The sequence below is a fragment of the Virgibacillus necropolis genome (assembly GCF_044793635.1).
Lineage (GTDB): Bacteria > Bacillota > Bacilli > Bacillales > Amphibacillaceae > Virgibacillus_F > Virgibacillus_F necropolis_A.
In genome coordinates, this window is record NZ_CP084992.1 from 3,769,894 (window position 1) to 3,784,841 (window position 14,948).

The window sequence follows — 14,948 nt, forward strand, 5'->3', positions numbered from 1 at the left end:
TCCGCTTGATAAGAAGTTATGTTATAATGTTAAAAAATGGTTCGAGACAGGTGGAAATAATATGAGATTAATCCTAGCTGAAAAACCCTCTGTAGCTAAAAACATTGCAGATGCTCTAAAGATCAAAAATAAAAAGGATGGCTATTTTGAAGGGAATGGCTATATTATAACCTGGGCATTTGGTCACCTTTTACAGCTTTTCGATGCGAAGGACTATGACAGTAAAATGGCTAGATGGAGTATGGGTAACTTTCCTTTTATTCCAGATGAATTCAAATATAAGGTAAAGAGTGACCCTCGTAATCGGGATAAACCGGATGGTGGAGCTAGAAAACAGCTAAAGATAATTCAGTATTTAATGAGAAGAAATGATGTGGAAATGGTTATTTCCGCCTGCGATTATGACCGGGAGGGCCAGGTTATTGGTGATAGCATTATAAATAACCTTAAACCAAACAAGCCTGTTTATCGCTTGTTGATTAACGAATGGACCCCTGATGAGGTACGAAGAGGGATCGAGCAGATGAAACCAAACACAGCGATGCAGGCTTTGCAGGATGCTGGTATTGGCAGACAATGGGCTGATTGGGTAATTGGGATTAATTTGACATCAGTTGCCACATTGAAATACCAAAAAGGAAGCGGAAAGGCGCTTAATATTGGTCGGGTTTTGTTACCGACATTAAAAGTTATTTATGATCGTGATAAAGAAATTGAGAATTTTATACCTGAGGATTATTTCAAATTAACCGCAACCTTCCTAACAAATGACCAACAGGAGTATCAAGGCGCGTATATGGAAGGAAAAACCGAAAAGTTTAAAGATAAGCAAGCGTTGGAATCTATCAAGGAAGCACTTTTGGATAAACAAGGAACAATCATTGATAAGCAAGTAGAAAAGAAGAAAGAATTTCCTCCGTTTTTGTTCAACCTATCCAATTTACAGGGATATATCACGAATAAATATAATGGATGGACATCAGATAAAGTGTTGAAAGTTGCCCAGTCATTATATGAAAAGAAATTTATTACATATCCACGAACGTCAAGTACGGCACTGGATGATAGTTTAGTAGGTAAAGCGGCAAACGTATTAAAGACACTATCGGAAAATCTACCATATAAAGATGAAATCAAGTTCATGAAATCAAAACGCGTTTTTAATAGCGCAAAAGTAGAAAGTCATAGTGCAATAATACCTACATACATGAAGCCCTCTCGGCTGACCAGTGATCAGGAATTAGTTTATACAGCGATTAAAAACCGTTTTATTATGCAGTTTATGCCAGTAGCTATTTTTGAAGAAACGAAATTAATTACAAAATTGGATGACATGGAAGCAAAAGGGTTATTCCATTCAAAAGGCAAGGTACAGCTTGCAGAAGGCTGGAAGAAGGTCGAAATGTTCCAGTCGAAGGATGTACTATTACCTCTCGTCCATGAAAATGATCAAGTAAACGTAATAGGTTCAGAGGTTTCAACCCATGTAACAAAGCCACCTAAAAGCCATACAGAGAGAACCCTACTTCGGGTAATGGAGACTTGTGGGAAAGGCTTCAAAGAGGATGATGATATTGAAGAAATCATGGGTGGAGTCTTAACTGGATTTAGCATTGGAACGCCAGCTACCAGGGCAGAAACCATTAAAAAACTAAAGGATGTTGGATATATTGCTGCTCAAAGTAAAAATTTAGTATGTACAGAACTCGGGATAAAACTGGTTGAAACGTTCCCAGTCCACGAGTTATTTGATCTGGATTTCACAGGACGTTTGGAGAAAACCTTATCAGACATTGAAAAGAGCACCGTGACGAAGGATGAATTTTTACGTGTAGTAGTTGACTTCACTCGAAAATCAGTAGAAACGATAAAAGTTGATCAGGCGGGAATCATCAATCAAATTACATCAAGTAAAATCTCAAGTGAACCTCTTGGTAAATGTCCACAGTGTGATGGCAAGGTCATTGAGGGAAGAAAGGGATTTGGTTGTAGCAATTGGAAAAGTGGATGTAAATTTGTGATCTGGAAGAACGATAAATACCTGGCGACAATGAAGAAAAAACCAACTAAGACAATGGTGAAATCTTTATTGAACAATGGAACTACATATGTGAAAGGTCTTTCAAGTAAAAAAGGCAGCAAATTTAATGCGTATTTACGCTATGAAAAAAATCCATCTAATGATTATTTTAGTTGGAAAATGGAATTTAAGAAATAAGAAGATAACAATACTAACAGCAGTAAAGCCTTATGTCTGTACTGCTGATTTGTTTAAATGTTTCATTTAGGTTATAAAACTAATCAAATATCCACCCAAAACCCCTAATATCACAATAAGCCACGCTGGAAGTTTCCAGATGTTTAGCAATGCGAATAGTATAATACCTAAGGCAAAATCAGATGCATCAAAAATAGAACTCTTTATAACAGGGTTGTAAAATGCTGCCAATAAAATACCAACAACACTAGCATTTACTCCCATCAGAATTCCTTGGAATGAAGAACGTTTACGTAATTCATTTAGAAACGGTAAGGCTGCAACAATGAGTAAAAATGATGGCAAAAATATACCTATAGTTGCGACGACAGCACCGGATATTCCTTCCATCATGGTTCCTAAGTAACTTGAGAATGTAAACAATGGACCGGGTACAGCTTGTGCCATTCCATATCCTGCCAGAAATTCATCGGCTGTCATCAAGCCCTGAGGTACAATTTCTCGCTCGATCATTGGCAATACTACATGTCCTCCACCAAACACTAATGAACCAACCCTAAAAAATATATCGAAAATATTTAATAGAGGATTATTCGTGAACTTCGTTATGATGGGAAGTGCAATAAGTGAAACAACTAGAATCCCTAGTGAAATGAATCCTGTTTTCTTTGAAATGTTCACAGAAAAAGGTTTCACATTTGATTCCGCTTTATTTTTAAAGAGTTTAAGACCTAATAGTCCAGCAACTATAATGATTAGAATCTGCACCCATGCTGATGGGTAAATCAACATAACCGCAGCAGCAACGATAGCTATAGCGAGCCTGGTTTTATCAGGTGTTAGTTTCTTTCCTAATCCTATTAATGCATGTAACACGACAGCTGCGGCGACAATCTTCAAGCTGTGAATAAACCCTGCATCTCCTAAACTAAAGGTCTGGTAAAGCATTGCAAAGATTACTAGGACGATTATTGACGGAACAGTAAATCCAATCCATGATATTACTCCCCCTAGTAGCCCACCACGCAACATACCTATTGCAATACCAACCTGACTGCTTGCAGGGCCAGGAAGGAATTGACAGAGTGCAATAATGTCTGTGTATGTTTTATCATCCAACCATTTTCGTCTATCAATATATTCATCCTTAAAATAAGCTAGATGAGCAACAGGGCCCCCAAACGAAGTAAGCCCTAACTTTGTTGAAGCGAATAGAATCTCAAGAAGGGTCTGAAAACGGTTCTTCTGCTTAGACTGATTTTCCACATTATCACCTCAATTTGGTTATTTTATTTCTTTAAAGAGTTCATATGCTTTTGCTCGTGCTTCATTCAGTACATCGTCACCTTTGTTTGTAATCTGATAATACTTTCGAATTTTTCCATTTACATTTCTTTCTTCTTTTTTCAAAAGCTGATCAACCTCCATACTGTGAAGTATTGGATAAAGTGTTCCGGCACTTATTTCATAGCCGTGTTCACGCAATTCTTCAAGCATCCATGAACCGTAGATTGCTTCTTCTTTCGCATGATGTAGAATATGAATGTGAATGAATCCCAAAAATAGTTTTCTGAGAACTTTATTATTCATTGTTATCTCCCTTCTGAATCGAAAACCAATATCGGTTTTCGATATTAATATATAACATATGAAACCTAAACGCAATCTTTAAAATCCGCTTAGTTTCAATTTGCTGATATAGTAAGGTATAGTTGATAAGGAATATTTTTTATTAGAAAGGGATATGAATGATGCTTAAGGCTTATTCTTGGTTAACGTTTTGCATTGTGATGTGGGGGAGTAATTTTATTTTTGGGAAAATTTTAGTGCAAGAATTCTCTCCGTCTATGTTAACCATGCTACGACTTCTATTTATCGTGTTATTTTTAGCGGGAATTGCCATTTATCGAAGGCATTTCAAACGGGTCACTAAGATAGATTTACTCACAATTTTATTCCTTGGGATTGTTGGAGTTTATATCAATCAGTGGACGTTCTTTGTTGGACTACAAACTGCTGATACAACACTATCTGCATTAATTCTGGCGACTACGCCAATTCTTACTGGATTTTTGGCAGCCATTTTTTTAAAAGAAAAAATTACAATTCGTATGGTACTGGGATCCATTGTGGCGATTATCGGTATTTTCTTTGTTGTTACGAAAGGAAGCCTATCATCCATTCATGTTCAACAAGGTCTATTATGGATTGTTGTGACGATGATATCTTTTGCAATTATGATTATTATTACTAGGTCACTATCGCAGCGAATTGATCCACTTACGATTACGCTTTATTCGAATGTCGTTGGCTTTGTGGTGTCCATTCCATTTGCTTTTTTACTAGATAATCCTATACGGCTAAGTGCTGGTTTTGGTGACTGGGCGCTTTTAATTGGAACAGCGATTGTTGTACATGGTATAGCTACACTAATTTGGAATAATAATATCCGTCACGTGGATGCGTCAAAAGCATCGATGCTATCTAATCTAGAACCTTTTGTTGCGATGATCGTGGGGTTGGTAATATTATTCAAACCAATCACCTTGGTGGAAATAGTCGGATCTCTATTAATAGTTGGTGGAGTTGTTCTATCAACCTATCAACGTAGAAAATATTATAATCGGACAGTATCCAATAAATAAAAGGAAATAGAATGAGAAAACTCGTATTGTATATCGTAGACTACATCATGGGGTTGTGAATAATGATATGGTAGCTTTTACAAATGAATAGAAGAGCCAAGAGGGGAAGGATTGGTTAACTAGAAAAAGCACCGCTGTGGCGATGCTTTTTTTCATTGTTTAGCGAAACTATAAAATTTTGTAACTGTGGATAACTGATCTATCTAGTCAGCCACGTCTAGCTCCAGCGCCCATTGCCTAGTGCCCTTCCGGCACCTCCTTACGATAACAGTTCGACATAGTCGAACGTCCTTAATCGCTTACGCTCTTCGTGTTTCCTTTATCTCATACGGTTCCGTCCAGGTCATACGGCAATAACCGGGCGCTTGAGCTTTTGTTATTACCGCTTAAACTAATTCGCTAAGCTGTATTTTTTGTATTTTTCCACTGGGTGTTTTAGGTAGTTCATCCATAAACGTGATTTCTTTTGGACATTTGATTTCGTCAAGTCTTTCTTTTGCATAATGAAATAGTTCACTTTTTGTTAGAAGGTGACTTTCCTGCAGCACAACAATTGCATGTAAAATTTCACCTAGTTTTTCATGTGGTGTAACAATGATTGCTACTTCTTGTACAGCGGGATGTTCGGTAAATACGCTTTCTACTTCGATTGAAGAGATTGCATCAGTACCATTTAAAATAATATCTTTTTTTCGATCTACAATATTGACGTGACCTTTTTCGTCTATTGTACCCATGTCACTTGTGCGTAACCAACCCTCACTGTTATCTTCTTTGTTTGAATGATTTTTCGATACTCCGGGACCTTTTACAATAATTTCACCAATTTCAATACCATCCTGTTTTACATCCTGCCCTTGATCATTTACTACGCGTACAGTTGTACTTACCATGTCGTAACCCACCTTTGCTTGTATAACGTTAATAGTAGACTTTAAATTATTTATATGAATAATCAAAATTATACCATACTTTTGAAAGCGTTTAAATTTAATGGAGTGATAAGGTAGTTGAAATTTAACTATAATTGAAATGAGCAAAGTCACCATATCATTATCGGGTATATTAGTTAGGTGTTAGAATAAGGCAAAAGGAGTGGTTGTTTTATGGGGAAATTAACTGGAAAAACTGCGGTTGTAACAGGGGCTAGTAGTGGAATTGGAGCAGCGGTTGCAGCATATCTTGCTGAAGAAGGGGCGAATGTGGTTCTTGCCGCAAGAAGAGAAGATAAACTGGAGGAAGTTTTGTCAAAAATCGATGGGAATTCCATTGCGGTCGTGACAGACATGGCAAAAAAATCGGATGTAGATGCTTTAGCTGAACGAGCTGTAGAGACTTTTGGACAAATCGATATATATGTAAATAATGCTGGTGCTGTGCTTGGCTCCCGACTGCAGGACGGGAAAACTGATGAATGGGATCAGATGATTGATGTAAATATTAAAGGTGTTTTATATGGCATAAATTCTGCCTTACCAGGCATGCTAGAACGGTCTTCAGGCCACGTTGTGAATGTTGCATCTGTATCAGGTCAGGAAGTAAATAAAGTAGGTGCTGTATACAGTGCAACTAAATTTGCAGTTCGTGCACTGTCAATGAGCCTAGAAAAAGAATTAGCACGTACTGGGGTCCGCGTGACGAATATATCACCAGGTCAAGTGGACACAGAAATAGCTTCGAAGCCAAGTGACCGAAAGCGTCTTGAACCAGGTGATATTGCTCGGGCCGTTGTCTATGCAGTGACACAGCCAGATTATGTAAATGTAAATGAAATTACAGTCCGACCAGTGTAAAGCTTGGACTAAACTTCCATTCATTTACAGGTTTCCTTTTTCATGTTTTATGTAAGTAAGGTAAATACTAAGAATAAATACCATAAAAAAGGATGGTTTTTATTCTATGGAACATGTCAAAGCATTAGGTATCAAGTTTATATTCACTGCCATTGTTGTTTATTCTATTTTTGGCATATTTTATAATGCTTCCCTTGGCCGTTTGTTTTGGATTAGTTTGCTTGTTACAGGCGTTTCCTACGTTATTGGCGATTTATATATTCTCCCGAGGTCTGGTAATATCCTAGCATCTATCGCGGATTTGGGATTAGCATTTTTGTCGCTTTGGGTCCTGGCAAATATAATAATCGAAATGTCAATACCAACTGTAATGGCTTCCATTATGGCTAGTGTCGTCATTGCTTTTTGTGAATCTTTATTCCATGCGTACATGCAGGAAAAAGTTATAAATACACGGGAAGAAACCCGTCATTTTAATCAACTGCAAACGGAATTTGCAGAGGAAACAAATGAAGATACAATTAATAAAGATAGAGACAAAAGTAAAAAAGATACGTAGATCAGATTAAACGCTTGGACATTTTCCGAGCGTTTTTTAATCAACTATCCAATGGAGTCAATCGAGTCATACTTTGACATAAATTCTAAATGTACAACTTCCCACAAATAGATTGATGCGATAGTGAAATGGGGAGCCCAAATAGTAGACTTTTCCACTAAAATATTTCGGCGTTCTTTCTGTTCCACTTGATATAACCATTTGGCACCGCGTTGAATGCCGATATCGTCCAGTGCCAGTACGTCCATTCTTCCTAGGGAAAAAATCAAAAACATTTCAGCTGTCCATTTTCCAATTCCTTTTACACTGGTTAATAGCTTAATAATAGTCGCATTATCGAGCTCGTCTAATTTATCTAGCTCAATTTCATCTTCCACGATTTTCTGACTTAAATCTTTCAAGTAATTCACTTTCCTCACTGATAGCCCAACTTCGCGCAATTCATCATCTGTTTTTTTCAAAATACTTGTTGAGGTCACATGGTTATCTAAAAGCTTTTTAAGCCGATTAAATATAGCACTTGCTGCTTGAACCGAAATTTGTTGACCCACCATTGAACGTACCAATGATAAAAAGTAATCAGGACGTAGTGTGAATTCAATGTCACCAATGATACCAATTAATTTCTTCATTAATGGATCTGCATCGCATAGTTCAATAACAGCAGGATTGTCCGTTTTTATAACTAATTTTTCCATAACGCACCTCGTTTCTATAAGTCAAAAATAACCTATTTACATCGGTTAATCAAAATTTTTCGCTGTTTGTTAGCCTATTAAATAAAAGTTTGATATTATAGATATGGTATTTAAATATTTACTAAGTATTGAACGAATACTACATAAACACTAATTATGAAGTGAATACCTTAGTCTCAATTTAATGGTAAATCAAAAAGGAAGGTGGATGTAACGTGAATACGAACAAACCAAGAATCGTTGTTCTAGGAGCAGGATACGCTGGAATGATGACAACCAAACGCTTGACACAAAAATTGGGGGCAGAAGAAGCGGAAATTGTGCTTGTTAATAAACACAATTACCACTATCAAACTACCTGGTTACATGAAATCGCAGCTGGTACGCGCAATCAAAACCAAGCACGTATGATGATTAGTGATGTTTTTAATCCGAATCGTGTACGCTTGATTTATGATTCAGTTGTTGAAGTGAAAAAAGAAGAAAATCGTGTAATTCTGGAAAATAGTGAACTAACTTATGATTATTTAGTTGTTTCCCTTGGATTTGAATCCAATACTTTTGGAATCAAAGGAATGGAGAAAAATGCGTTTTCTATCTTAGACATTGAAACAAGCCGTTTAATTAGTGAGCATATTGAATATAAATTTGCTAAATATAAATTAGATCCTAAAGCTAAAAAAGAAGATTTAACAATTCTTGTTGGTGGAGGCGGATTTACAGGTATTGAGTTTGTTGGTGAATTAGCTGAAAGGATTCCGAAACTTTGTAAAAAGTATGATATTGATCCTAGCATTCCAAGAATCATCAATGTTGAGGCTGCTCCAACTATACTACCAGGGTTTAATGAAGAACTTGTTGCATACGCGAAACAATCTTTGGAAGATCGTGGAGTAGAGTTTAGAATTGGTGCTAAAATTCAAGAATGTAAAAAGAATAGTCTTACTGTTAATGATGGAGAAGAAATCAATGCTGGTACTATCGTATGGACTGGTGGCGTAACAGGTAACTCTATTTTAAGTAAATCCGGTTTCGAAATTACAAAAGGTAAAGTTACAGTGAATGATGATTTACGTGCTCCTAATACCGAAAATATCTTCATCATAGGTGATTGTGCATGGGTAATGAACGAAGCGGAAGGACGTCCGTTCCCGCCAACAGCACAAGCTGCAATGCAGCATGGGGATATTTGTGCAGCAAACATTAAAGCTTTGCTTCATAATGAAGCGTTAGTTCCATTTGTTTTTGATGACAAAGGTACAGTTGCATCATTGGGTAATAAAGATGCGATGGGAACTGTATTCTCCGGTACAAAATTATATGGTAAGTCAGCTTCAGCAATGAAAAAGGTAATCGATAACCGTTATTTATTCTTATTAGGTGGACCAAAACTAATTCTTAAAAAAGGTAAGTTTCGTCCATTTTAATAACTAAAATCAAAGAATATAGATCTCCAAATAGAGGAGGAAAGTTGTTATGAAAAAAAATGTATTTTGCTATTTATTAGTTACTATTGCTTCCTTAGTAGGGTATGTAATAGCAACTCGTACAATGGAAAACAGCCGCGATTTTCGTTAAATTTTATAATAATAAAATCCCTTCAGAGTACAGAGACACTCTGAAGGGATTTTTTGTTCATAAATTTGTGACTTTTATCACAGACAACACTCTGAAAATATGGCACAATTAAAGTATAGAAATAGCTATTTTATTTTTTAAGTTTTTAGGAGGTAGTATTCATGACTGCTGGTATTTGGATCTTATTAATTGTGTTGTTTGCTGCCGCTCTTTTTGGAACAATCTTTGCTTTTAAGCAAGAAGAAAAGAAAATGAAAAAATATGAAGAAGAAGGCGATACAATTGAGGATGAAATACGCCGTTCACATGAATATGAAACGGCGTCATTAAAGTCAAATGTCCCGATTATGTCTGCTATTTATCTTGTTACAATTATCGTCTCGATCATTGTTTTTCTTGTGTATATCAATTAACCAACCGGAATTATACCCGGTTGGTTATTTTTTAGCACGTAAACAAAGTATCAATGTTTTAAGGAAATGCCAATATACAAAAAGTTTTATTGACAATGAAAAAGGGATAAGGTAACATCATATGTGATAATGAGAATCTTTATCAATTAGAAAAGTGGGTTGGAAGAGGTGAGATACATAGATTTAAATTATGTTATACAGTCAAGATGGACTATTTCTTGATTATAAGCTAGAAAAAATTGATCGTAATACACTTGTGGAATTATTTCATATAGCATTTATACACTAACCATTTTATGAAAAAACCTTGGAAAATTAAACCGTACCGAGGATGAGTCTAGGTCTTTATTTGGGGAAAGATAATAGAAAGTTACATACGCTTAGGATTACAATAATGAGGAGGTAATACATATGAAAAAAGTAACGATACTAGCATGCATACTTATTCTGTCACTCTTAGCTGCATGTAATGAACCGAGTGAAGAGAAGAATACAAGTAAGGAAACAAATACGACAGATCGTGAAATTAAAATAGAGGATGCAATGGGAACACAAACAATTAAAGGTACACCAAAAAATATTGTCGTTTTGGAATGGTCCTATGCGGAAGATTTATTAGCTTTGGGCATTCAACCTACTGGTGTAGCGGATCTGGATGGCTATAATAAATGGATTAATGTAGAAAAAAAGCTAACGGAAAGTGTAAAGGATGTAGGGACTCGTCAAGAGCCTAACCTAGAGGCAATCTCGAGACTGAATCCAGACCTTATCATTGCAGTGAAGTTTAGACATGAAGAAATATTGGATAGCCTAAAGGATATTGCTCCAGTAGTAACGTTTGCCCCATATTCAAAAGAGGCTACAGAAAATCAGTATAAGAACATGAAAGAAGAGTTTAAAAAGGTTGCTAAGATTGTTGATAAAACAGAAGAGGCGGAACTTGCGATTACTGATTTAGAATCATTTATTGAGGATCAGAAGAAACGTGTCAAGGACGCAGGAATAGAAGGTTCTAAATATATTGCAACCCAAGCGTATTCAGCACAAAACACACCAATAATACGTATGTTTACAGGCAACTCAATCGTATCACAAATCATGTCTCGATTAGGTTTTGAGAATGCTTATGAATCGGATAAACTCGAAACATACGGATACAGCGAAGTAACAGTTGAAGCTCTGCAAAACTTCCAAGAAGAAAATTTACAATTCTTATACATTGTTCAAGAGGATGACAACATTTTTGAGAATCAGCTTAAGGGGAACCCAGTATGGGAAAATCTAAGCTTTGTTCAAAATGGGAATACACATCAACTTCCAGGTGATACATGGACATTCGGTGGTATTTTATCTGCACACGTGTTAACTGAACAGTTAGTTGATTCAATGGTAAAAGAGTAATCGTATGGGTATTTCATTAAGAAATTCATTAGTAGCGGTTCTAACCTTTGGAGGTGGGGCCGCGCTTTTATTCATTCTAACGTTTATACATATAAATCAAGGAAATGTATCGATACCAATGGCAACGGTAATTGATGCGATATTTCACCCAACTGATACTTTAGCGCATCATACTGTTCGGATTCTCAGGTTACCACGTGCAATGATGGGAATACTCGCTGGAGGTGCGCTTGCGGTTGCAGGGGTAGTATTGCAAACTGTAACAAAAAATCCGTTATCCTCTGCAAGTACGCTGGGTATTCATTCTGGAACATATTTTGCAGTAGTTGCTAGTACTGTATTTTTCCCTGTTGCTCTTTTTGGTAATGGAATTGTAGTTGCCTTCTTAGGTGGGATAGGTACGTTTTTTCTCGTATACATTTTATCTGGAGGTAATCATGCGTCTCCAGTTCGAATGGTGTTAGCCGGAATGATTGTAACTTTCTTATTTTCTTCGTTGACAAGTGTATTGCAAATTTTTTATGAAAATGAGACGGCAGGATTGTTTCTTTGGGGATCCGGAACACTTGTACAAAATGACTGGAGTGGTGTACAGTTTTCCTACCCATTTGTAATCGTTGGTTTTATAGTTATTTTAGCTATGTCATTCAAACTGGACACGTTAACTCTTGGTGATGACGTGGCAATTGCTCTTGGTCAGAATGTAAACGTTGTGAAGTTTATTTCGATTATTGCAGCGGTTATGTTAACTTCTGTGACGGTCAGTGTAGTCGGTCCAATCGGGTTTGTAGGGTTAGTCGCTCCACATATTATAAAACTTATTGGCTACAGAAAACATGTTCCACTTATCATTGCCTCTTTCATTTGGGGTGGGAATGTTCTATTGATGGCAGACATTTTGGCAAGAGTCATAGACCCATCTTTTTCCGAATTACCAGTAGGAGCAATAACAGCATTAATTGGTGCTCCATGGTTAATTTGGTTAGTCTTACGAATGAAGAGAACGCAGTATGGGGAAGAGAATGCATCTGTAATTGCTGGAAAAGCGACTTCCGCAATGTCGTTAAAGGTCATCTTACCTGTGCTGACAGGATTAATTATTATCGTGATGTTTGTTAATCTAGCTTCGGGTAATTATGGATTTGAGCCTGTTCTTATGTATCAAGCATTTTTTGGTGATTCTAATGAGTTTATGAAAAATTTAGTTATAGATCTAAGGTTGCCTCGCGCGATCGTTGCCTTAACAAGTGGAATGGTTTTAGCAGTAAGTGGTTTAATTTTCCAGGGCGTACTTCGGAATCCATTGGCTGATCCTTCTGTAATTGGAATTACATCTGGTGCTGGAGTAGGTGCGCTGATGACGATGTTCGTGTTTGGTGTGTCAGCGTTTTGGATACCAATTGGTGCGATGATTGGCTCTTTTGTGTTCTTCATGGTTGTCATGCTTCTCGCTATTCGGGCAAAGTTCCAACCAACGATTTTGGCTTTGCTTGGAATTGGAGTGTCAGCATTTGGCTCGGCAATCATACAGATTCTTGTCGTTAAATCTGATTTGGGAGTCGCAGCGGCTTTGACCTGGTTATCCGGAACAACATACGCCAAAGGGTGGACAGAGTTTACCCACTATTTGATTTGGCCAATCGTGATTATTTTTCCATTACTTTGGTTGCGGATTTCGTTACTCGACACGTTGTCATTGGGTGATGACACTGCAAAAGGTCTTGGATTAAGGGTGATGTCATCAAGGTTCCAGTTAGCATTTTTAGCAACAGTTTTGGCTGCATTTAGCGTAGCGGCTGTTGGTGCAATTGGATTTGTCGGATTAATTGCACCGCATGTAGCGCGACTTTTAGTGGGACCATCCAATCGACGTTTATTGCCAGTTACGATCCTAATCGGTGGGTTATTGTTACTAATTGCTGACTTATTTAGTCGTACGTTATTAGCACCAAATGAAATACCATCAGGAATTATTGTTGCAATTATTGGGGCCCCGTATTTCTTATGGTTGATGAAGAGAAAAGCGTAAGATTGTCCAACCAATAAGAAATCCAGAGGTTATTCGAGTAATCAAACGTTATTTAAAAGAACAAAATGAACGAGATTATATGCTGTTTGTCACTGGAATCAATTCAGGTTTACGCATTTCAGACATACTTCCATAAAGGGTATCTGATGCCAAAAAATCATACTTCAAAATTAAGGAAATGAAAACAAAAAAAGATAAATATCTAGATATGACACCACAGCTACAAAGAGAATTCAAACAATACATTGTTGGTAAAGAGGATTATTAGCGCCTTTTTAAAAGCAGAGAAGGAATAAATAAGCCTATCGGTAGAAGCATGGCATATAAGATATTACTCAATGCTGCTGATTACGATAATTTAATTGATATAGGAACACATACATTAAGAAAAATATTCGGCTATCATTTGTATAAAAAACGGGAGATGGCTTTACTTCAAAAGATATTGAATCACTCAGATTCAGCATTTACATTACAGTATATCGGTATTGACCAAGATGCCATGAACAAAGCAATAAAAGACTTTAAGATATAAGCTCATCCATTCGGCGGAAGAGCTTTTTCTTTTGCGTCCTAAGTAGTTATCCATATTAAATTAACGTGTAACTCATTTTAGGGAAATATGGTAGAATGATAGGTAGCAAGGGTTTTGAAGCGATGGACAAGTTCAACACAATATAAGATATGGGTAATTGATGGGAGGGTAAATAGTAAGAAAATTCGGGGTTATTGTATTGATGAATTCAAAGCTACCATAACTACATTTTCGACAAATAGAATAACTTTTGACAGAATTCAAACTGCACTACAGGACGAACTGGATCACGAAAGAGCAGAATTAAATGGCAGACCCTATGATAATTATTGCCGACTTTTGGCGGAATAAAGCAGAGCATTTCTGTTTAAATGAGATATGATTATAGTATGAAGTAGATTCGACAACTGCTTCAAATAAAAATAATTATTCTAGATAATCAACCTATGCACGGGTTGATATTTTTATATATAGATTAAAGGGTAATGCATATCCAAATTGATTGTGATGTGGGACTACAGGTCAAGCCACAGGATTAATTGCGGGGGCGACTAGATATAAAAAATAAGTAAAGTATTTTGTAAAATGAGCAGGAAATCACTAACCTTTTGTTGAATGTTGTAAATGTTGAAAGTGAAACTAAAAGGGGAGGTGTAATGATGAAAAGAGATTTAAAGCTTGTCAGAGATTTATTGCTTTTCATCGAAGAAAAATACCAAACAGGTCATTCCTTCCAGATCAACAGTGATCCGGAAGGAAGAACTCAATCAGAAATACAGTATCACCTAAGAATAATGGCAGAAGCAAACTTAATAAAAGTATTAAATGCATCTTCAAAAGATGGTGAAACTTATTTTGTTGAAGGAATTACATGGGAAGGACATGACTTTTTAGATAGTGCAAGAAACGAGAAGGTATGGGAAAAGGCTGATGAAACCGCCAAGAAAGAAGGAACGAGATTAAATGATTTATCCTTTGAAGTAGCTAAATCACTATTGGTTGCATCAGCAAAACAACTGTTTAATTTACAGTAAATAATTAACTAAGACATCTCACTCAATGCGAGATGTCTTTTTTAA

At 36.6% G+C, this 14,948-nt stretch carries 14 protein-coding genes and 1 pseudogene; 11 read left to right on the plus strand and 4 right to left on the minus strand.

The window, feature by feature from the left end; all coding sequences use genetic code 11:
- The first annotated feature begins 61 nt into the window (after positions 1–61).
- Positions 62–2,218, plus strand: a complete 2,157-nt coding sequence (locus LG329_RS18650; RefSeq protein WP_404452370.1) for a DNA topoisomerase — start codon at positions 62–64, stop codon at positions 2,216–2,218.
- 66 nt (positions 2,219–2,284) lie between these two features.
- Here LG329_RS18650 and chrA read toward each other — a convergent pair whose 3' ends face one another.
- Both chrA and LG329_RS18660 read right to left on the minus strand, forming a co-directional pair.
- Positions 2,285–3,484 carry a chromate efflux transporter gene (gene chrA, locus LG329_RS18655; protein ID WP_404452371.1) on the minus strand — a complete coding sequence of 400 codons (1,200 nt, stop codon included), beginning with the start codon at positions 3,482–3,484 and terminating at the stop codon, positions 2,285–2,287.
- A gap of 18 nt (positions 3,485–3,502) precedes the next feature.
- Positions 3,503–3,808: a PadR family transcriptional regulator gene (locus LG329_RS18660; RefSeq protein WP_404452372.1), complete on the minus strand. Its 306-nt coding sequence runs from the start codon at positions 3,806–3,808 to the stop codon at positions 3,503–3,505.
- A 161-nt stretch (positions 3,809–3,969) separates the two neighbouring features.
- Between LG329_RS18660 and LG329_RS18665 the strand changes: the two genes are divergently transcribed.
- Positions 3,970–4,863, plus strand: coding sequence for a DMT family transporter (locus LG329_RS18665; protein ID WP_404452373.1), 894 nt, complete (start codon positions 3,970–3,972; stop codon positions 4,861–4,863).
- A gap of 386 nt (positions 4,864–5,249) precedes the next feature.
- On the opposite strand, the gene LG329_RS18670 is transcribed toward LG329_RS18665, so the two are convergent.
- A complete protein-coding gene (locus tag LG329_RS18670) occupies positions 5,250–5,756 on the minus strand; it encodes a class I adenylate-forming enzyme family protein (RefSeq protein ID WP_404452374.1) in 507 nt (168 codons plus the stop codon).
- A gap of 213 nt (positions 5,757–5,969) precedes the next feature.
- On the opposite strand from LG329_RS18670, the gene LG329_RS18675 reads away from it, so the two are divergent.
- Both LG329_RS18675 and LG329_RS18680 read left to right on the plus strand, forming a co-directional pair.
- Positions 5,970–6,656, plus strand: a complete 687-nt coding sequence (locus tag LG329_RS18675) for an SDR family oxidoreductase (protein WP_404452375.1) — start codon at positions 5,970–5,972, stop codon at positions 6,654–6,656.
- Positions 6,657–6,762: 106 nt separating this feature from the next.
- Positions 6,763–7,215 carry a YndM family protein gene (locus tag LG329_RS18680; RefSeq protein WP_404452376.1) on the plus strand — a complete coding sequence of 151 codons (453 nt, stop codon included), beginning with the start codon at positions 6,763–6,765 and terminating at the stop codon, positions 7,213–7,215.
- Positions 7,216–7,259: 44 nt separating this feature from the next.
- Here LG329_RS18680 and LG329_RS18685 read toward each other — a convergent pair whose 3' ends face one another.
- Entirely contained in the window at positions 7,260–7,913 is a 654-nt protein-coding gene (locus tag LG329_RS18685) for a DNA-3-methyladenine glycosylase family protein (RefSeq protein ID WP_404452377.1), read from the minus strand.
- A 266-nt stretch (positions 7,914–8,179) separates the two neighbouring features.
- Here LG329_RS18685 and LG329_RS18690 point away from each other — a divergent pair, with 266 nt between their 5' ends.
- The 7 genes and pseudogenes from LG329_RS18690 (at position 8,180) to LG329_RS18720 (ending at position 14,903) form a co-directional block, all read left to right on the plus strand.
- On the plus strand, positions 8,180–9,340 hold the full coding sequence (locus LG329_RS18690; RefSeq protein ID WP_404456774.1) for an NAD(P)/FAD-dependent oxidoreductase: 1,161 nt from the start codon (positions 8,180–8,182) through the stop codon (positions 9,338–9,340).
- A 312-nt stretch (positions 9,341–9,652) separates the two neighbouring features.
- On the plus strand, positions 9,653–9,904 hold the full coding sequence (locus LG329_RS18695) for a hypothetical protein (RefSeq protein ID WP_404452378.1): 252 nt from the start codon (positions 9,653–9,655) through the stop codon (positions 9,902–9,904).
- Positions 9,905–10,315: 411 nt separating this feature from the next.
- Positions 10,316–11,305 carry an ABC transporter substrate-binding protein gene (locus tag LG329_RS18700; protein WP_404452379.1) on the plus strand — a complete coding sequence of 330 codons (990 nt, stop codon included), beginning with the start codon at positions 10,316–10,318 and terminating at the stop codon, positions 11,303–11,305.
- 4 nt (positions 11,306–11,309) lie between these two features.
- Entirely contained in the window at positions 11,310–13,334 is a 2,025-nt protein-coding gene (locus LG329_RS18705; RefSeq protein ID WP_404452380.1) for an iron ABC transporter permease, read from the plus strand.
- 1 nt (position 13,335) lies between these two features.
- Positions 13,336–13,869 (plus strand): annotated as a pseudogene (locus LG329_RS18710) (tyrosine-type recombinase/integrase).
- A 114-nt stretch (positions 13,870–13,983) separates the two neighbouring features.
- A complete protein-coding gene (locus LG329_RS18715; RefSeq protein WP_404452381.1) occupies positions 13,984–14,220 on the plus strand; it encodes a hypothetical protein in 237 nt (78 codons plus the stop codon).
- 308 nt (positions 14,221–14,528) lie between these two features.
- On the plus strand, positions 14,529–14,903 hold the full coding sequence (locus LG329_RS18720; protein ID WP_404452382.1) for a DUF2513 domain-containing protein: 375 nt from the start codon (positions 14,529–14,531) through the stop codon (positions 14,901–14,903).
- Positions 14,904–14,948: the final 45 nt, after the last annotated feature.